We start from the raw sequence: 18,235 nt of genomic DNA, 5'->3' as shown, positions 1-18,235 counted from the left end.
TGATGCGTCAGTCAGCAACACAAAAAAAGACATTAAGGATGGCTTTGCCTTACTGGCAGAAGACACCACTCATCAGTGTGCGGACAAAAAGCTTTTTTTCACATCGTCATTATGACGTGGTCATCGTCGGTGCTGGAATTAGCGGAGCACTCGTAGCCGAAGCACTGGTTGATAACAAAAGACGTATTGCTATCGTAGATCGCCGGGAACCCGTGCATGGCAGTAGCATGGCAAGCACTGCGATGATACAGTACGAAATTGATGTGCCGCTATTCAAATTGCAAAAGCTTTTAAAACCAGGAGATGCTGAGCGAATATGGTTGCGCTCAGCCCTAGCCGTAAAATCGCTGGCTTTTCTTTCGGCGCAACATCAGATTTCATGTCAGATGCAACGTAAAAAGGCACTCTATCTTTCTGGCGATGAATTTGGTGCCAGGGCTCTGCGATCCGAAGTTGAAGCACGCAACGACATTGGACTTGATGCGCAGTATCTGGATGCTTCAGATCTACGCCGGAAATTCCAAATCAACCGCTCTGGCGCCATCGTCAGCGATATCTCTGCGTCCGCCAACCCCGCACAATTAGCAGCAGGAATTCTTCGCAACTGTAGAAGACAAGGCGTGGAAATAATTCATGACACAGAAATTTCTGATTTTATGAGCCTGAACGATAAGGTGGTGTTGGCCACATCTTCAGGATCGATCATTAGCACTACCCATGTGATTTTTTGTACAGGTTATGAGTTTCTGAAGGCCTTGGCGCGTAAAGATCACCAGATTATTTCGACATGGGCAATAGCGAGCCGGAGAAAAGGATCTCTAAGCCGGCCTGGCTTCGTAATTATCTCGTATGGGAAGCATCTGATCCCTATCTTTATTTCAGGACCACGCAGGACAGCAGGATTATTGCTGGCGGCGAAGATGAAAAATCGGACAACGCTTTTCTGGATGAGCAGAAGCTTGCGCGCAAAAGCCTGACAATCGCCAGGAAGGTTGGGCAACTGATTGGCGAAGATATCGGTTCACCAGAGTATCAATGGGCCGCAGCTTTCGGAACGACGCGTCTTGGAACGCCTATGATCGGCCCAGTGCCCGGGCATACGAATGTTTATGCAGCAATGGGATACGGGGGGAATGGTATTACGTTCAGCAAGATCGCAGCCGAAATAATCTCCGCTCAAATTGGTGGCAAAGATGATCCTGATGAGAACCTTTTTCCATTCCGATGAAATCGAATCTGATCAACCCTTATTGATGGATCAAATGAGAAACGGAGCCTGACGGCTCCGCTCTTTAACGACTCTTTTGAAAGCACTCAGGCTCTGCTCTGCTTTGCGAGAAGATCGCGGATTTCAGCCAGCAGGACTTCGTCGCGTGGCAGCTCTGCTGCAGCTTCTGGCTTGGTGATCAATCAGTCATCGGATCAGCCCCGTTTACCTAACTGTGGGACTACAGAAAGTGTTTCTCCGATTCAGCATACAACCCGACTGTTCCCGTATGGCCTGACAAGAGATATAAACCAATACTAACAAAGCCAGCTTCAAATCGTTGTTGATGCCGAGTATGACAAAACTGCCTGAAATTTTTAGTCCTGTGAATTGGCGCGATCCGTCAAATCGAACGACATGTTCACTCAAACCTGACTTCTGCTAAAAAGCCATCGCGTTCACCGTCGGCGGGCGATGCCAGTCTTAGTGCCGCCTTCATCTGATCTGCCAGTTCAATGACGATTGGTAATCCTAAACCTGAACCTGCGGATTTTGTACTCCCACGACTAAATCTTTGTTTTACAGCATTCAGTTCTGTGTCGCTGAGAATGACACCGTGATTGGTCACCTGAATGGTTGAGTTGTCCCTAACCCTGACTATGACTGGCTGGTTATGATCACCGTGTATCAGTGCATTTTCGATCAGATTTCGCATCATAATGGCAAATGCATCCTCATTAATCATCCTGATCAGGGTAGAGTCCGGATGCCGTTCATATTGCAGGCGCGGATTTAAAGGATCAGCACGCTGGAAGTCCTGAACAATAATGTCAAGTACGGGCAAAAGATCGGTGGCTGTCGCTGCGATGGTGATATTGGCTTCGGCGCGCGCTAACTGCATCAGCTTCTCGACGAGACGCATTAGCTTATGAAGAGAGCCTTCAATTTGATCTACTCGTGATCTGGCGGTCGCATTTTTGACTTCGTTTTTGAGCAATTGCGCATGCGCAAGGGCGCCAGCGATAGGGGTCCGGAGCTCATGTGCGCTGTTAGATGTGAAAGTCCTTTCCGCTTCCAACGAAGAGCGGACCCTTTTCATAAGCAAATTCACCGAATGAACAATGGGCTGAAGCTCTACGGCGAGATTTGAGATCTCGACAGGCGTGAGATCTCCGGAATCTTTTTGACCGATTGCCTGTCTTAAATCACCAACCGGATTAACCGCGCGACGGGAAACCATGCGAATAATGTAAAGACTTAATGGAATAAGAACCAGAACTGGAAGAAGTAATGCCAGTGCAGCCTCATTGATTGCTTCGCGTCTGTTCTTAAGTTGATCCGCCACCTGAACGAAGAGCGAATTCTCTTTTGTTGCGACTGTGAAGTACCGCGCCTCGTCATCTTCCCAGAAACCTGCGTTGAGTGGAGCAGGAAATGGCTCGCTGTTGATTTCTGATGAGTGAAGGAGTGTTTGTCCCGATCCGTCCCTGGCCTGATAGGTCAGATACTGTCGTGAGGAAGGGCTGCGCACTTCGAGCGACATGGATGACTGTGACTGATCTCTGCGGGCAAGATCATCAAGAATCAACGGGGTTAAACGTTCTGTCGTTTCCTGAAGTGAACTGTCAAATATCTCGGCAAGCTCACTACGCATCACAAGAATTCCACCGGCCGCAGCCGCGATCCAGAATATTACCACGACGGCAGTGACCGAGAACATCAGTCGACCAATCATGCTTGGGGATCTCATGACAGTTCCTCAATCCTGTATCCAACGCCGCGCACGGTAGATACAACACTTCGACCGAGCTTCTTGCGAAGCCGACTGACATAAACTTCGACTGTGTTGCTTTCGATTTCTGAGCCGAACGCGTAGAGTGCTTCTTCAATCTGTGATTTCGAAACCACCGCACCAATTCTGAGTAAAAGCCGGTCAAAAACCGCCCACTCACGTCCTGTAAGCACGATCTCGCCACTCTCTGAAACGATGCGGCGGTCAGCCACATTGATCCGAAGCTTGCCCAGATTCATGAAAGATCCGCTACTGCCGGCGTGCCTGCGAGTAACAGCGAGCATACGTGCAGTCAGTTCGTTAAGATCAAAAGGTTTAACGATGTAATCGTCAGCACCTGAATTCAGACCCTCGATCCTGTCTGATATCTGATCATGCGCAGTTAATATAATCACAGGGGTATGATTGCCGGAGGAACGGAGGTTTTTAAGAAGCGTAAGCCCGCTACCGTCTGGAAGCCTTAGATCCAGCAGAATGAGCCCATACTCGACGGTTATAAGCGAGAGACCTGCATCTCCTACATTATTCGCCCAGTCGACCGCATTTCTCTGCGCTGACATATGGTCACGGACAGCAGCTCCGAGTGTTTCGTCGTCTTCGATGAGCAGTACACGCAAGATCTGAGCTCTCCCGGTTATCAAACCGTTTTAATTTCACGAACCGACAAATACTTTCAAGGTTTCTTTTATTGCAGGGCCTGAGCTGCTGCCCGCCGATACTACAGGAACGAAAGGTAGAAGCTTCGTATTAGGCTTAATTAACAACGGAGATTGATAAAAACATTCGAAACCAAAACAAAATTGACGATAATCACGCAGAGAACACCGAACGAACCCAGGTCTTTCGCATGACGGGCAGCTAATGAATATTCTGGTGAGACTACGTCCACGATTTCTTCGGTCGCTGTATTGAATGCATAGAAGCTGAGTAAAATGAGGCAGAGCATTCCAAAAATGGTGTGCTGCTGCAGACTGGCACCCCAAAATATAAAGAGGCCAGTTATGACAAGTCAGGCCAGAAGTTTTTGCCGGGCCGCAGTTTCTCCGAGCAGACGTCTGGCGCCGCCTATAGAATAGGAGGCAGCATCGAAAAGATGCGAAACGCCTCTCTTTTTTGAAGGAATGTAAGTTTTCACGAGAGCGGAGTTCCCCGGCAAGCAGAAAGAGTGTCCAGATCCCGGGAATAGACAGATGTGTTTACATTCATTAGTCCCAGGACCGTGTGAAATAAGTTATCGTGTGTCTGCTTAGAGGATGCTTCACGGGCAAGGCAGGAATCGTCAACTGCGCTTTTTGCTTCCGGTCCCAACCATATCAAATAAGGAACATGGGTCTGTTGAGAAGGTGCAATAAAGTAGGGTGCTCCGTGCAGATAGAGACCAAACTCACCGATGGATTCGCCGTGATCAGACACGTAAATAAATGAAGTGTCCAGGGTATCCTCATGTTGGCGCAACTTTCGAATAAGCGCCGCGAGAACATGATCTGTATAGGCGATCGTGTTGTCGTAGGAGTTGGTGATCTCCTCCTTGGTGCACTTGGAGAAGTCAGAGGTCTGACAGTCGGGGGTAAAACGCCGGAATTCATCCGGATAGCGTAGATAGTAAGCAGGCCCGTGACTTCCTAGCTGATGCAAAACCAGAACGCTGTCCTGTTTCACGCCTTCTAACCATTTATCTGTTTTTTCCAGAAATATTTCATCACGGCATTCGCCATTCCGACAATATTCCGGATCTCCGGAGCTTGAGAATTGTTGGTTATCGACACGTTCAGCTATTCCCTTATGTCCGGTGTTGTTATCCCACCATTCGACATTTACCCCTGCGTGTTTAAGAACGTCGAGAAGGTTCTCGGTTTCAATTCCCTTCTGATGCGAATATTCAGACTGAGTATACTTCGAGAACATGCACGGGAGTGAAACAGCTGTAATCGTGCCGCAACTCGTCGTGTTCGAGAAATATGTAATATCTTCACGCTTAAGCTCAGGGTTCGTCTCTTTTTGATAGCCGCCCAGTGAAAACGATTCTGCACGAGCAGTTTCGCCTGCAACAATGATCAGCACGCGGGGTTTACGCCCGCTTTCGTAGCCGTCATAGACCGTCGCATCCAGCCCAATCGGTCGAACGACAACGTTTTTTGATCGACTTGACCGAAGCGCCAGTTTCACTGCGTTGCCGATCGGCATTAAGGGGTTGAGTGTCGAAATCCACTCACGATGTTCACGCCCAAGCGAGGTAAAGGTGCTTGCCTGAGAGATGAATAGGGCGATGGCAATTAATAGTGCTGGAAAGATGAACGCAGAATTCTGTCTGATTTTTGAAAGGATTGGCCGATGATCTAACTTTATCCACGCGATCAGACAGACAGGAATGATGCCAAATATAGCAATATGAATCAAAAAGGGGAAATTGATGAGATGTCCCGCCTCAGCATTCGTGGTGTCTACGACGCTTTGAAGCATTTCCACATCAATTATGGTGCCAAATTGATCGACAAACCAAGATGCGGAAGCTGAAATCAGGATAAGCGCGATAAATATTGGCTTTACGATGTATTTCGCTGAAACTGTGATGCACAAAGCGAGGAGCAGACAGAATACACCCGCTACCAGGGTGAACAGTGCTGATGTTGAAAGAAGTTCGAGGGAGCGGGACCAGAATGTCTCATTATTTGCTGCTGTCAAATATCCAGCGGCGATGAAACTTAATGTCACGCTATCCATTCGCGGACGCCACAATTGCAGTTTCAAAGCTTTCATAAATACAGACCCTTCGACGCGTTCAAAGCTCTCAGCTATAATTCTCGCGCTTATGGACTGCGTTCCTGACAGGGAACTGAACGGTTAGTCCGTTCCTAACCCCGGAGCTTATGTGGATTATTGATTCAGTTCAGGTTGCTGTCAGGTTTGTTCCTGTAACTGCAAGGGACTAAGGCACACAAGACAACTGGTTATCTCATCCAGATGGAGAAAAGCTGCTTGTGATGTAAATAACTGCATACCAATGGAGAGCGGGTAATGAATTCGTGCACCAATGCTCGGGACACTGAAGATTTGGCAGCTTCACTGCTCGCACACAGCGCGTGTTTTGTGCAACTCATTGATATCCTGCAGCAGAAGGCTATCCTGACTGCGGATGAAGAGCGGTCACTATACATTAATTCTATTCGTGATCTCGACAGGGACCGGCAGAGCAACAAAGAATTCGGAGAAATTTATGATCTGGCAATTTCAATCATTAGTCACGAGCTTAGCCGGTACTCGAAATGAACAGATAGAAAATGGAAGATACTTCCGTTTCTACTTCTCCAACCATGATCACAACGAATGAGCGAGATTATACAGCTTTCAAAAGAGGTAGAGATCGCGTTCGATCTGATGACCTTCTGTCTGTATTCTAACGAGCCGAAATCGTTTATTTTGGCTTTTGACTTAGCCCTGGGACAAGGTGGTCAGTGTGATTTTGAAACGCTTTCCGCTATTTGTTAGTGGTTCTGCAATGGGTGCCGTCATCGATTATGTCGTGACGCTGACTGCAAGTGATTTCTTGCATCTACAACCGGCTATAGCGTTGGCTCTTGCGATGATCATCAGCGGATCTGTTGTATTTTTTTTCCACGTCCGAGTCACATTTAAGTACTCGACGGAAAAATTCCTTCGTCGCTACATTCTGTTTATGAGCTGGACCTGCCTGATCTTTTTGTTGCGGGCCCTGCTTCTTCAGGCATGTCTGCATCTTGGCTTGCGACTGGCCATTGCTCTCGTCATAGCGATTGGACTTGTGTCAATCGTAAACTTTACCATCTCGTCTGTTGTCATTTTTGCAAAGACCCCGTCATGAGCGCAAAAAGCCTCTGCATTATAATTCCTGTTTACAATGAAGCAGCAGGTTTGCCGGCTCTGCTTGACCGGTTGGATTCGATCGCCGAAAGCATCGCTGCCGAGTTTGCGCTCACCATTGAATTTATCTTTATCGATGATGGTAGCAGCGACGACAGTTTTGCCCTGTTGAAAAAGCACGATTTTGGGCTACGTCCGATCCGCCTGCTGCGTTTCTCGCGCAATTTTGGCAAGGAAGCGGCACTGTCCGCTGGGATTGATGTTGCTCACAATGTTGATGCTGCCGTTTTGATGGATGCAGACCTGCAGCATCCTCCCGAAATGATCTTTGAATTTGTCCGTATCTGGCAAACCGAGCACGTCGACAGCGTCTATGGCTATAAGGTCGATCGCCGTAATTCGGAAGGACCAATGAAGGCTGTGCTGTCGCAGATATTCTTCTGGGTTATTAATCGCGACCAACGATATCAGATACAGCCCGGTGCCGGAGATTTTCGGCTGATCACCAAGCCATTTATGAATGCACTACGCAGTTTGCCCGAAAACGACCGTTTCATGAAAGGGCTTTATGGCTGGGTTGGCTTTCGCCAGATCGGGATACCACTTGATCCGCCGCCTCGCCTCCAGGGCACGAGCAAATATACCTCGCTCCGGCTGCTGCTAATGTCGCTTGGCGCTATAACGAGTTTTTCGACCACCCCACTGCGTCTTATGGCATTGGCTGGTACGGTCACCGCCATGATCAGTCTCGTATACGGCATCTATATCGTCGTTCAGCACTTTTTGTTCCCAGCCGTTTCAGTTGGCGTCACCTCAGTCCTGATATTGGTTGCTTTTTTTGGGGGCGTTCAGTTGATGTTTCTGGGACTCATTGGGGAGTATATCGGTAAATCCGTTTTGGAAGCCAAGAGACGTCCAATTTACATTTTGGCTGAAGACATCCGCCACGAGGAACTGAACGATGCGGATCGCCGATGATTTTGGGCTGGGGCGAGGACATGACCGGATAATCCTGTCACTGCTCGAATCTGGACGGCTTGACGGTACGTCAGTCATAATCGGTGATGCCATGGAGCCTGAAGATATCTATCGCTTACGGGAGTTGCGCGTCGGTGGGGTAAAAGTCGGATTACATCTGAACCTTACTGAAACTGTCCCGGGTGGTGGACCAGTCTGGCGATTGTCGCAATTACTAAAGCCGATATCGGGTACACAATTCTTAGATCAGATCAAAGCGTCACTAATCTGGCAAATAGATGTATTTGTCACGCTCTTCGGAAGCCTGCCCGATTATTACGACGGTCATCAGCACTGTCATTGTTTTCCGGCGATCACACCGTTGGTGACACGTCTGCCCTATAGGGACAATGCATGGGTACGCGTGCCCTTACCTGCCACCTGGGCGGGTCGATGGCTTAATTTTCGTGCAGGCGGAGCCAAGGTCCTGATCATTATGGCGCTAGCAGCGAGAGCACGCACCATATTCGTCAAGGCAGAGCTGCAAATAAACCGCGATTTCTCGGGTTTTCTTCGTCTCGACGAGCCTTCCAGTGTTCGGCGGTGGCTGCCGCGCCTCTTGTCCGAGATGGCACCAGAGTGCCTGATGATGCTCCATCCCGGTGACGACGCTGACCCGATGCAGTGCGCCGGACATGGACCTGCCAGCCGCGCGATCGAAGCCCAAATTCTCAGTGAAAGTCTAACAAAATGACAAAGAGCCGTTCTATCCTTTGGGGCCTGGTTTTGCTGCTTTTTGTGCGGCTTCTCGCGATGGATTGGTTTCCTCTGACAGATCCAACCGAAGCGCGTTACGCTGAAATCGCTCGTAAGATGGTTGAAACGGGCAATTGGATCACACCGCAATTCGATTACGGCGTGCCTTTCTGGGCCAAGCCGCCATTGCATACATGGTTGTCGGCTGCAGGGATTGCCGTGTTTGGCGTCACTCCCTTTGCTGCAAGGCTCGGGATTTTGCTCGCAACCTTTGCAACATTGATCATTTTATGGCGGTGGGCCTGCACAATTACTGACCGCCGCACTGCGGCTGTTGCTGTCTTGGTTGCCGCAAGTTCAGGCTTGTTTTTTGTCTCTGCTGCATTTGTCCAGACCGATATGGTGCTGACGCTTGGTGTGACCGCCAGCATGGCTGGCTTTTATAACGGATTGGCAGGAAGCCGCCGCTGGGCCTGGCTGTTCTTTCTGGGGCTCGCCATCGGTCTCCTCGCCAAAGGGCCCGTTGCTGTGGTTCTGTCTATCACCCCGATTGCCGTCTGGATGCTATGGCGCGGCAATTGGAAGGATCTTGCTCGTCTACCGTGGGTCGGAGGTATTGTATTATGTGCCGTACTGGTCATTCCCTGGTACATTGCAGCAGAAATAGCGACGCCCGGATTTCTCCGCTACTTCTTGATCGGCGAACACATTCAGCGCTTCCTGCAACCTGGTTGGAGGGGCGATCTCTATGGTGCAGGCCGCGAACATGCCAGAGGATCCATCTGGTTGTTCTGGATCGTGGCTACACTACCATGGAGCCCTTTGTTACCCATTTTGATATGGCGACTGAGAAAGAACGGCTTACCGAATGACCGCGGCCTCCAACTCTACCTAGTCCTTTTTGCACTAACGCCGTTGGTCTTCTTTACGCTTGCTGCCAATATCCTGCTAGCCTATGTGTTGCCGGGCGTGCCGGCAGCAGCTCTGCTCTCCGTTATTTTGTGGACCCAAACAGGCCCCAACGGAGCTGGCTGGCTCAAACTCGGAGTAGCCGAAGTCCTGGTGATCTTCACCTGCATAACTGTCGCCTCGTTTATTGGTCTGGACCGTTCGTACTTGCCGACGGAAGCGCGCCTGATAGCAGACTACCCGGGTCCGGGCCGTCTGGCTATTTTAGATGCACGAAGCTTTTCAGCTGAGTTTTATACTCACGGCAAAATAACACGATTGGAAACACCGACAGGGCTGGCAGCCTGGCTCAAGCCTGGTGATGGGGTTCTGGTAGCCAAAAACGAGTATGACGCCTTTGCCAGCCATTTTGGTAATACGATGAAACCGATAGCCGAAGACCGGAAATATCTGCTGTTCATCCCTTTACCTGCTTCAGCTGCTGCAAATTAATTACGAGGACTAGAGCGACTTCCGTGACAATTGAAACATTGTAGTTGCTCTAACTTTTATCGTTACCCACATCATATTCGGAAAACGCTTTAGATTTGGTGGTCTCTTCAAGCCGTATGACGATATCTGCAGCGTTTGCGGGCATGCATGGCAAGCTGTTTGGAGAAAATTTAAAATCGGTTCGATTCTATGGCTTAGTTCGTTTGAGCAGTGATATTAGAATTCGTCTTTGACAGCTGTTAATCTCTGGCTGGAGTTGGTCTTTGTCAGCTCGTTATCATCATCGATTTCAACCAGTTCTTCAACCTGGTCTCGCAGGCTCATGAATACGACTATTATGACGATTGCTGCGAGAAAGATCACGCTGGTAATGATGACGCCGAGACCCAGCCCGCCATATTGAATAGGCTGAGACATGAAGTCGCCTAATGAGGCGCCAAGAGGTCTGGTTAGAATGTAGACCAGCCAGAAGCCGAGTATCGGGTCCAGGCTAAGGAAGAAATAGCCGACGCTGAGCGAGAAGATGATCATTCCGAACAGGACACCGGTCGCCAGATAGCCAAGCGCGAATTGTTCGGCCACAAGGTCGCCCGCCGCCGTGCCGAGCGCAAAGGTGAACAATATGGCCAGCCAATAAAATGCTTCGCGCCGCCCGGTGTAGATGGAGTGGATCGAAAGTGTCCCTTCGGCTCGGAACCACAGGAAGAATGTCAGGGCCAGGGCGCCAGAGAACGCGATCGTCGTGTCCAGCAGCGGCACATGGAAATTGTCGACCAGGTTATCTGTAATCAACGTACCGACGATGCTAATTAGCACCATCGTGGGTGTAGCGAAGTGTTGCCCGCAAGAGAATTCGCGCTGCTTCAGGCACTGCTGGAGCGTCCCGGCACAATTCTATCCCGTAACCAGCTTGAGGAAAAACTCTATGGATGGGGCGAAGAGGTAGAAAGCAACGCAATCGACGTCCTCATCCACTATGTCCGGAGAAAGTTCGACAAGGACATCATACGCAACATCCGGGGAGCCGGCTGGATGGTTCCCAAGTGAAAGGCGCGATTTCGATCCGACGCACGGCTTTCATATGGCTCGCCGGATTAATGGCGGCCATCGGCGTCTGCGCGGCCATAACATCATTCTTCCTCGTCAGGAGTGAGGCAGACGACCTCCTCGACAATCAGCTGCGGCAGATCGCACTCTATATCGGGGACGCGCCCGCTGTACCAACCGGGCGGATTGGCGATGTGCCGCATGACCCCGAGGATGACTTCGTCATCCAGGTCTGGAATATTGCCGGCAAGCCGTTGCGACTTTCACATCCAGCCATTGATATTCCCCGCCAATCAGGGAGCGGGTTTGCCGACATTTCAATCGGCGATGACAGTTGGCGCGTCTATACACTGGCAGCGCCGGGCCGAACAGTTCAGATTTCCCAGGATACGAGGGTCCGACAGGAACTGGCGACCAATGCAGCGCTCCAGGCGGCGTTGCCGATCGTTGTGCTGATACCATTATCATTGCTGACACTGAGCTGGATCATCGATCGGATTATGGCGCGGCTTAATCGCCTGGCCATGGCGGTTGCTTCCCGAGACGTCGGGGCGGACGACCCAGTTCCAATAGACGACGTGCCTCGCGAAGTTGCTCCTTTTGTAACCTCGATCAACCTGTTGCTCGCGCAGCTTCGCGCACTATTGGAGCGCCAGCGACGGTTTATCTCAGATGCAGCTCACGAATTGCGCACACCGCTGTCGGCGCTGCAGATTCAAATCGACAACCTTCGCCACGATGACCGGGATAACCGATTTACTCAGCGTTTGACTGAACTTGAAGCCGGAATCAGCAGGGGTACCGGCCTTGTAACCAAGCTATTGCGCCTGACGAGATACGACGCCGAAGAGCCTGCACCATCACCGCAGCCGATTGATCTTGTCCAGCTCGCATTCGATACGGTCGCCCGTCTATCACCACTCGCGGAGAGCCGCCAGATTGACTTAGGCATCACGCGTAAAGATAGCGCTACCGTGGTCGGCTCGCTGATCGATTTCGAGATCATCTTCGGAAATCTGGTAGATAATGCCATACGGTATACCCCATCGGGCGGAACCGTAGACGTCGCGGTGGCAGTCATTGGGCAAGAAGCGTGCGTAGAGGTCCGTGACACTGGTCCCGGCTTAACGGAAGAAGAATTGACACACGTCTTTGAAAGGTTCTTCAGGGCAAAACCTCAGGACAGCGAGGGAAGTGGCCTGGGGCTAGCAATCGCAAAGGCTGCAGCCGAAAGACAGGGAGCGAGACTTACGCTTGACGGGCGCGAGGACGGGCATGGCCTGATTGCAAGCCTCATTGTACGAACCGTGCCAGGGTCGATATAATCAAGTGAACAAGGCTTTGTCGTAAGTAATGTCGGACATGCTTTGCGACGTGCACTAGCGAGCAAGATTCTGACTGGCAATCAAAGCAGTGAGGCGCTTCTCAATGGTCAGTGGTGCACCGGTTCGGCGTGCATGCAATGGAAGAAAACCTCGCTTCGAAGCCGTCTTTCTTGGTTGATGCCGGAGAGAAAAACTCTAACCGACCGCCTGCTCCAGTAGCAATTGTTTTGGCAATGGCAAGACCAAGTCCTGCACCGCGCACAAGAGCCTGACCGCGCTCGAACGGCTCACTCAGCCGAGCAAGCGTTTCGGGCGGCACGACTGGGCCGCCATTAACAACACGCAGTTCCCCGTCGCATTTAAGACTTACGAGAACAGGCATGTCCTGTGCACCGTGTTTGAGTGCGTTTTCGATCAAGTTGCGCGCTAGTATGGCAAACGCATCCGCATCAATGCTCTTAAGCACGGGGCAATCAGGGAGAGTCAACTCAATGCGACCGACAGCATCGGTAGATCCGTTGAACTCGCCTACAACTAATCGAAGGATTGCAGCAATATTTACTGGCTTTTCGGCAAGGAGCCGTCCGCCCTCGGCTCTTGCCAACTGCATCAGTTTTTCTGTCAAGCGGGCGAGGCGGCGCAGCGCCGTTTCCATGTCCTGCGCACGTTCGCGCGTGGTAGCATCGGGCGCCTCGACGATCAGTCTTTGCGACTGTGCGAGCGCCGCTGCCACCGGGGTGCGCAATTCGTGGGCTGATTTGGCTGCAAGACTGCGTTCGGCTTCCAGGGTCAGTTTCAAACGGTCCAACAGCCGATTTACCGCTATGGCAACAGTGTCAATTTCGGAGGGAAGCCCATTTACGGCGACTGGATCAAGATCTCCGCTGCCACGCGCCTCAATCTGATCGCGAAAACTGCGCACCGGCGCCATGGAGAGCCGCACGATGAGCCAGACACCGGTCAGGCCAAGGAGGACGGCTAGGGCGAGAGGTACGGCAAGCGTGTATAATATGTGCTTCGCCGTTTCGCGCCGGTGGGAGAGGGGTTCAGCGACAGTAATCGTGAGGCTGCCCTGCATGGCGGCGTCGGAGTAGAGCCGATGGGTCAGTGTGCTGCTGAAGCCCATTTTTGAATAGGGCGGAAAATTGGTTACATCCGCACTATGCGAACGCATCTGCACGGTTCCGGCCGCGTCACGCACCACATAGGTGAAATATTCGTCGTGCTGGCGCAGGGTGGCAACCCGCTGTTCGGTGTCGTCGGCATCGCGTCCCAATATCTCAAGCGCTGCGACTGGCAGAATGCGTTGCGCCGTTTCTTCGAGGGCGCTGTCAAAGGCCTTATTCAGTTCCTGGCGCAGAAGCTGTGCTGTCACAATCGTTGTAACAACCCACAACAGGGCCGCGCCGAGCCCGAGCCAGAGCGAAAGTCTCCATTGCAGGCTCTTCGGTTGGATCATTTTGCGTTTCCAAGCCGGTATCCGATGCCGCGAACCGTCTCGATGATCGCATGTCCAAGCTTTTTGCGGAGACGGCTGACATGGACCTCAATTGTATTGCTCTCGACTTCTGAGCCAAAGGCATAGAGCCGATCCTCGAGTTGCGACTTGGTCAATGCAATACCAGGTCGCTGCAGGAAGTTTTCTAGCAGTGCCCATTCGCGACCGGTCAGTTCAACGGGGCGCCCGTCCTGCCTCACGGTCTTGGCGGCCAGATCGATCTGGAGGTCGCCTATTTTGATCAATGGGTTGGGATTGCCGCTGTAACGTCGCGCAACGGCATTCAGTCGTGACGACAGTTCCGCCAGATCGAACGGTTTGATCATGTAATCGTCTGCCCCGGCATCGAGTCCTTCGATCCGGTCGGAAATCTGGTCCAGTGCCGTGAGGATAATGACAGGCGTGACACTGCCTTTGGCGCGAAGATTGCGTAAAAAATTGACACCCAGCCCGTCGGGAAGCATCAGGTCCAACAGCATTAGGTCGTAGACTGCAGAGTTGACATGCTCTGTTGCGTCGTCGAGCCGGGTCACCCAATCCACGGAATGGTTGACGGCGATATGGTCGCGAACGGCCTTGCCCAGGATTGTATCGTCTTCGATCAACAGAACCCGCATACAACAGCACCCTTTATTCGATAAGAAGCGGCCCCGTGTCGACCCGATTCAGTCAGATGTGAACATATTCTAACTGAAGCTGTAACCTGTCATTCCTCTGACGTCATACCCTTGCCAGCTTCAGCTGTTCGTCAGAAATGGCTGGCATTATTCTCTTCAAAGCGCATTGATCAGGAACAATGATATGATGGTAAATTACCTTGCTGCAATCTCCCTTTTATTGATTTCAGCAGGAAGCGGCGTGGCGCGAGCCGATGATGACTGCCATGTGTCGATGGACAAGTGGCAATCCAGGGACGCGGTTCAGGCTATGGCTACTTCTCGCGGCTGGACCGTAGCGCGGATCAAAATCGACGACGGCTGTTATGAAGTCCGCGGCTCCGACAAAACCGGAATTGCTTTCAGGGCCAAAGTTGATCCGGCGACGCTTGCTATAGTCAAGATAAAACACAAGGTCGGCGAATCCGACCACGACGATGATCGCCGTCGCAAATCAAGAGATAACTAGGGATAGGTGTCAAGCGCTGCGTCGGCATGCTTTCCAGCCGCTTGCTCGACAAAACTCCCTGCCAAATAAGCACCCGGCGCTCCGCTAATAGAGCGCGTTTAGTCAAGGAAAGACTTGTCATGCCTCGCAGTCCTGATCGTTATTCAAAAAGCATGGTTGTGATTCACTGGTTCACCGCAGCGTTGATCCTCGGAGCATGGTTGACGTCGGTGGGTGGACGCCGTATGGCGGAAAATCCGCCTTTGTTGCATTTTTCTCTAGGGCTTGCCGTGCTCGTGCTTGTTTTCCCACGCATTCTCTTGCGTCTTTCTGGCGCTGCGCCGTCAGCATCTCAGACGCAAGGGATGCTAGCGCTTGCGGCCAAGGCAGGTCATGCAATCCTCTATCTTTTTCTGCTCGCCTTGCCGTTCAGCGGCTGGTATGCCGCCTCGCGGATTGGCGTTCCCATATCATTCTTCGGCCTTTCCGTTCCAGCCATTACGGCCCCAGTGCAAGGCTCCCCCGGATTGATCGCCGACTTCCACGAGAATGCCGGCACCATCATTCTTTATCTGGCCGGTCTTCATGCACTGATGGCGATATGGCACCAGTTCGTTTTGCGCGATGGCACGCTCAAGCGCATGTCGCTGCATTGATAACAGCCCGCATCGTCGGTTCTTAAAACGGTGGACCTGCTGGCAGGTCCAGCGTTTTCGTTATGTCTTTCCTGACAAAGCGCTGAAGCAGAAATTACATCAGTGTCAGGCGGCGTTCAGCTCATCTTGCGAGAGTGGCTGGCATGAACACGGATCCGGTTCAGGTCCGTGCGCCCGTTTCTTTGAAAGAGGTAGTCTGACATGAAAGTACTTCTCGCAGTATTGGCAATGACCACGGCACTTACGCTTCCGGGTATCGCCATGGCGCGACCCGTAACTCTGACCACGACGCTGAACAGCTATGGCGGGGACGGCGCTTATCTTGCCTATTACGTCACCGATGCTCAGGGCAAATATGCTGGTAGTCTTTGGATGGCTGGTAGCAAATCCAAGTATTACGAACACCTGTCTGGGTGGTATCGCGCAACGGGTGGCAACACGAGCGAAATCAATGGTATCACGGGCGCGAGCGTCGGGACGGGCAAGACGCTTAAAATCACAGTTGATCTGGCCGATGCGTTTTTTGATGCGGGCTACACATTGCACGTCGACGCTGCGGTGGAAGACATGCGCGACAGCCCCAATGAGGTGGTTATACCGCTGACATCCGGCGGTGTGAAAGCTCCAGTCAAAGGACGCCGTTACATCGCAACAGCCGATTATTCACTATAAACGGTGATTGCTATGTTCCGCGTTATCCATCGTTGGCCGGGACTTCTTGCCGCGTTGTTCCTGATTGTGCTCAGTATCAGCGGTGCAGCACTGTCGATTTTTCCCGCTGTCGAAAGTATTTCGTCTCCACAGGCAGATGTGACACGTACGATCGCCGATCTGGCGGGGCGTGTTCAAGCGGTCTATCCGCAGGTGGAGCAAATCCGGCGGGCGCCGTCTGGCCGGATGACGGCCTATTGGTTCGATAATGGTGCGCCTCAGGCGGCGGTCATCGATCCCGCCACCGGTCAGGCTATCGCTTCTGCCGATCCGAATCCAGTCGAACGCTGGCTGACAGGTCTGCATCGTTCGCTCTTTCTTGATGATAGCGGTCGCATGGTCATGGCTGCGGGCGCTGCCGCCATGATGGTGCTGAGCCTGTCCGGGGTGGCGCTTGTCGCACGTCGGGCCGGGGGTTGGCAGCACTGGTTCTCGCGCCTGCGTGGCCCGCTCTCCGGGCGTCTGCATGTCGAGGTCGCCCGACTGGCCGTCGCAGGCCTGCTGCTTTCCTCGGCCACGGCTTTGTGGATGACGGCCTCCACCTTCGATCTGTTGCCTGATAGTGCGGTTTCGCCGGTCATGCAGACTGAGGCAAGCGGCCAGACTGGAGCGCTTCCGGCGACGATGGAACCGCTGCGGCAGATACCGGTTGCGGAAATGCGCAGCCTGTCATTCGCCGATCCATCCAACCCGATGGACATTCTCACCCTTAAGACCGACCGGGGCACCGGCTATATCGATCAGGGCACGGGCGCGCTTCTCGGCTGGAGCGGCCTGACCGGATGGCAACGTCTGTCGGAAACCATTTATATGCTCCATACGGGACGGGGGGCTTCTGTTCTGGCGCTGATCCTTGGCCTGGCGGCTCTTGGTGTACCAGTCATGGCGGGCACGGGCGTTGTTCTCTGGTTCGACGGGCGTCGCGGACGGCCACGTATTCGCGGCAATGTTTCCGCAGGAAAGGCGGAGACGATCATTCTCGTCGGCAGTGAAGGCGGTAGCACATGGGGCTTTGCCGCTACGCTGCATGCGGCGCTGTCCGACGCCGGTCAGGCCGTCCATGCCGCGCCAATGTCGGCTTTCGACCCGGCCCGTTACGGGCAGGCGCGGCGCATCCTCATCCTGGCCGCGACTTATGGCGACGGCGATGCACCCGCTTCGGCCAAGGGGTTTCTCGAAGGACTGTTATCTCAGGAAGCGGATTCGGCAATTCCGCTGGTTGTGCTCGGTTTTGGCGATAGTAGCTTTCCAGCCTATTGTGGATTCGCGCGAGCGGTGACGGAGACGGCGCATGCCGTCGGATGGAGAATGCTCATACCCTTTGACACGGTGGACCGTCAGTCGCCGCAGGCTTTTGCCCGATGGGGACGGACACTCGGTGCTGCGTTGGACATAGACCTGGAACTCACGCACCAGGCCGTTCAACCCGCCGCCGTAACGCTTACGCTTGTGTCGCGCCGTGATTATGGTGCCGAAGTGCAAGCGCCCGCAGCAATACTGCGCTTTGCCTTGCCGATGCTTTCCTTCTGGCAGCAAGTGCGTGGCCGCGGACTGGGGCGCTTTGTGGCCGGCGATCTCCTCGCCATCGTTCCTCCGGGATCAACTGTTCCCCGGTTCTACTCACTGGCTTCTGGACGCAAGGATGGCTTTGTCGAGATCGTCGTGAGAAAACATCCGGGTGGGCTATGCTCCTGCCAGCTCCTGGAACTGGAGCCCGGAGACACGATCAGCGCTTTCCCGCGCCGCAATCCCGGTTTCCATGCGGACAATCGGACACACATGCCCCTGATTTTGATCGGCGCGGGAACCGGAATCGCACCTTTGGCGGGTTTCATCCGTGCCAATACGCGGCATCGCCTGATCCATCTGTTCTTTGGAATGCGCCAGACGAATAGCGATTTTTTCTATGGCGACGAACTCCGTGAATGGAAGCAGAAGGGGCAA

The 18,235-nt window shown here is 52.7% G+C and carries 15 protein-coding genes and 4 pseudogenes; 12 read left to right on the top strand and 7 right to left on the bottom strand.

Translation table 11 applies throughout. From position 1 onward, the window contains the following. Positions 1-2: 2 nt before the first annotated feature. Both OPR82_RS22745 and OPR82_RS22740 read left to right on the top strand, forming a co-directional pair. Positions 3-710, top strand: a pseudogene (locus OPR82_RS22745) (NAD(P)/FAD-dependent oxidoreductase); the annotation flags it as partial. Positions 711-787: 77 nt separating this feature from the next. After that, a complete protein-coding gene (locus tag OPR82_RS22740; RefSeq protein WP_323054567.1) occupies positions 788-1,228 on the top strand; it encodes an NAD(P)/FAD-dependent oxidoreductase in 441 nt (146 codons plus the stop codon). Between the two features lie 400 nt (positions 1,229-1,628). Here the strand turns inward: OPR82_RS22740 and OPR82_RS18230 are convergent, their stop codons facing one another. The 4 genes and pseudogenes from OPR82_RS18230 to OPR82_RS18215 form a co-directional block, all read right to left on the bottom strand. Next, positions 1,629-2,942 (bottom strand): sensor histidine kinase, encoded by a 1,314-nt coding sequence (locus OPR82_RS18230; RefSeq protein WP_265986329.1) that lies wholly within the window; start codon positions 2,940-2,942, stop codon positions 1,629-1,631. Positions 2,943-2,953: 11 nt separating this feature from the next. Next, the gene (locus OPR82_RS18225) at positions 2,954-3,616 is read right to left on the bottom strand and encodes a response regulator (protein WP_265986328.1); all 663 of its coding nucleotides are present in this window, start codon (positions 3,614-3,616) and stop codon (positions 2,954-2,956) included. 140 nt (positions 3,617-3,756) lie between these two features. Next, a pseudogene (locus OPR82_RS18220) lies at positions 3,757-4,134 on the bottom strand (diacylglycerol kinase). Further along, positions 4,131-5,756 (bottom strand): phosphoethanolamine transferase, encoded by a 1,626-nt coding sequence (locus OPR82_RS18215; protein WP_265986327.1) that lies wholly within the window; start codon positions 5,754-5,756, stop codon positions 4,131-4,133. The pseudogene OPR82_RS18220 and the gene OPR82_RS18215 overlap by 4 nt, the downstream one beginning before the upstream one ends. 700 nt (positions 5,757-6,456) lie before the next feature. Here OPR82_RS18215 and OPR82_RS18210 point away from each other — a divergent pair. Genes OPR82_RS18210 through OPR82_RS18195 form a run of 4 tightly spaced genes read left to right on the top strand, consistent with a single transcriptional unit; the run spans position 6,457 to position 9,950 of the window. Continuing rightward, positions 6,457-6,837: a GtrA family protein gene (locus OPR82_RS18210; RefSeq protein ID WP_323054569.1), complete on the top strand. Its 381-nt coding sequence runs from the start codon at positions 6,457-6,459 to the stop codon at positions 6,835-6,837. Continuing rightward, positions 6,834-7,814: a glycosyltransferase family 2 protein gene (locus OPR82_RS18205; RefSeq protein ID WP_265986326.1), complete on the top strand. Its 981-nt coding sequence runs from the start codon at positions 6,834-6,836 to the stop codon at positions 7,812-7,814. The genes OPR82_RS18210 and OPR82_RS18205 overlap by 4 nt, the downstream gene beginning before the upstream one ends. Next, positions 7,798-8,547: a ChbG/HpnK family deacetylase gene (locus tag OPR82_RS18200; protein ID WP_265986325.1), complete on the top strand. Its 750-nt coding sequence runs from the start codon at positions 7,798-7,800 to the stop codon at positions 8,545-8,547. Before OPR82_RS18205 ends, OPR82_RS18200 begins: the two co-directional genes overlap by 17 nt. Continuing rightward, complete coding sequence (locus tag OPR82_RS18195) at positions 8,544-9,950, top strand: ArnT family glycosyltransferase (RefSeq protein WP_265986323.1); 1,407 nt, start codon at positions 8,544-8,546, stop codon at positions 9,948-9,950. Before OPR82_RS18200 ends, OPR82_RS18195 begins: the two co-directional genes overlap by 4 nt. Before the next feature lie 216 nt (positions 9,951-10,166). On the opposite strand, the pseudogene OPR82_RS18190 reads toward OPR82_RS18195, so the two are convergent. Then, positions 10,167-10,769 (bottom strand): annotated as a pseudogene (locus OPR82_RS18190) (COG4705 family protein); the annotation flags it as partial. Between OPR82_RS18190 and OPR82_RS18185 the strand changes: the two are divergent. Beyond that, positions 10,767-10,997: pseudogene (locus tag OPR82_RS18185) on the top strand (winged helix-turn-helix domain-containing protein); the annotation flags it as partial. The pseudogenes OPR82_RS18190 and OPR82_RS18185 overlap by 3 nt on opposite strands. After that, positions 10,994-12,322 (top strand): ATP-binding protein, encoded by a 1,329-nt coding sequence (locus tag OPR82_RS18180; protein WP_265986322.1) that lies wholly within the window; start codon positions 10,994-10,996, stop codon positions 12,320-12,322. The pseudogene OPR82_RS18185 and the gene OPR82_RS18180, both read left to right, overlap by 4 nt. A 100-nt stretch (positions 12,323-12,422) precedes the next feature. Here OPR82_RS18180 and OPR82_RS18175 read toward each other — a convergent pair whose 3' ends face one another. After that, a complete protein-coding gene (locus OPR82_RS18175) occupies positions 12,423-13,781 on the bottom strand; it encodes a sensor histidine kinase (protein ID WP_265986321.1) in 1,359 nt (452 codons plus the stop codon). Continuing rightward, positions 13,778-14,437 carry a response regulator gene (locus OPR82_RS18170; RefSeq protein ID WP_094573455.1) on the bottom strand — a complete coding sequence of 220 codons (660 nt, stop codon included), beginning with the start codon at positions 14,435-14,437 and terminating at the stop codon, positions 13,778-13,780. Before OPR82_RS18170 ends, OPR82_RS18175 begins: the two co-directional genes overlap by 4 nt. A 184-nt stretch (positions 14,438-14,621) precedes the next feature. On the opposite strand from OPR82_RS18170, the gene OPR82_RS18165 reads away from it, so the two are divergent. The 4 genes from OPR82_RS18165 to OPR82_RS18150 all read left to right on the top strand — a co-directional run. Beyond that, entirely contained in the window at positions 14,622-14,945 is a 324-nt protein-coding gene (locus OPR82_RS18165) for a PepSY domain-containing protein (protein ID WP_374788925.1), read from the top strand. A gap of 119 nt (positions 14,946-15,064) precedes the next feature. Then, positions 15,065-15,580 carry a cytochrome b gene (locus OPR82_RS18160; protein WP_112591144.1) on the top strand — a complete coding sequence of 172 codons (516 nt, stop codon included), beginning with the start codon at positions 15,065-15,067 and terminating at the stop codon, positions 15,578-15,580. 201 nt (positions 15,581-15,781) lie between these two features. Beyond that, complete coding sequence (locus OPR82_RS18155) at positions 15,782-16,252, top strand: DUF2271 domain-containing protein (protein WP_112591142.1); 471 nt, start codon at positions 15,782-15,784, stop codon at positions 16,250-16,252. 12 nt (positions 16,253-16,264) lie between these two features. Next, on the top strand, positions 16,265-18,235 hold a 1,971-nt coding region (locus OPR82_RS18150; RefSeq protein WP_265986318.1), incomplete at its 3' end, for a PepSY domain-containing protein.

The sequence above is a fragment of the Ochrobactrum chromiisoli genome (genome assembly GCF_026241335.1).
GTDB classification, from domain to species: domain Bacteria; phylum Pseudomonadota; class Alphaproteobacteria; order Rhizobiales; family Rhizobiaceae; genus Brucella; species Brucella chromiisoli.
The sequence above is the reverse complement of the archived record's forward strand: the minus strand, read 5'-3'. Positions and strand labels throughout refer to the sequence as shown.

What these genes read in the sequence shown, in the direction of transcription:
- OPR82_RS22740 (WP_323054567.1), top strand. Translation starts at nt 788, where the DNA reads ATGGGCAATAGCGAGCCGGAGAAAAGGATCTCTAAGCCGGCCTGGCTT.
- OPR82_RS18230 (WP_265986329.1), bottom strand. Translation starts at nt 2,942, where the DNA reads ATGATTGGTCGACTGATGTTCTCGGTCACTGCCGTCGTGGTAATATTC.
- OPR82_RS18215 (WP_265986327.1), bottom strand. Translation starts at nt 5,756, where the DNA reads ATGAAAGCTTTGAAACTGCAATTGTGGCGTCCGCGAATGGATAGCGTG.
- OPR82_RS18205 (WP_265986326.1), top strand. Translation starts at nt 6,834, where the DNA reads ATGAGCGCAAAAAGCCTCTGCATTATAATTCCTGTTTACAATGAAGCA.
- OPR82_RS18200 (WP_265986325.1), top strand. Translation starts at nt 7,798, where the DNA reads ATGCGGATCGCCGATGATTTTGGGCTGGGGCGAGGACATGACCGGATA.
- OPR82_RS18195 (WP_265986323.1), top strand. Translation starts at nt 8,544, where the DNA reads ATGACAAAGAGCCGTTCTATCCTTTGGGGCCTGGTTTTGCTGCTTTTT.
- OPR82_RS18175 (WP_265986321.1), bottom strand. Translation starts at nt 13,781, where the DNA reads ATGATCCAACCGAAGAGCCTGCAATGGAGACTTTCGCTCTGGCTCGGG.
- OPR82_RS18170 (WP_094573455.1), bottom strand. Translation starts at nt 14,437, where the DNA reads ATGCGGGTTCTGTTGATCGAAGACGATACAATCCTGGGCAAGGCCGTT.
- OPR82_RS18165 (WP_374788925.1), top strand. Translation starts at nt 14,622, where the DNA reads ATGATGGTAAATTACCTTGCTGCAATCTCCCTTTTATTGATTTCAGCA.
- OPR82_RS18160 (WP_112591144.1), top strand. Translation starts at nt 15,065, where the DNA reads ATGCCTCGCAGTCCTGATCGTTATTCAAAAAGCATGGTTGTGATTCAC.
- OPR82_RS18155 (WP_112591142.1), top strand. Translation starts at nt 15,782, where the DNA reads ATGAAAGTACTTCTCGCAGTATTGGCAATGACCACGGCACTTACGCTT.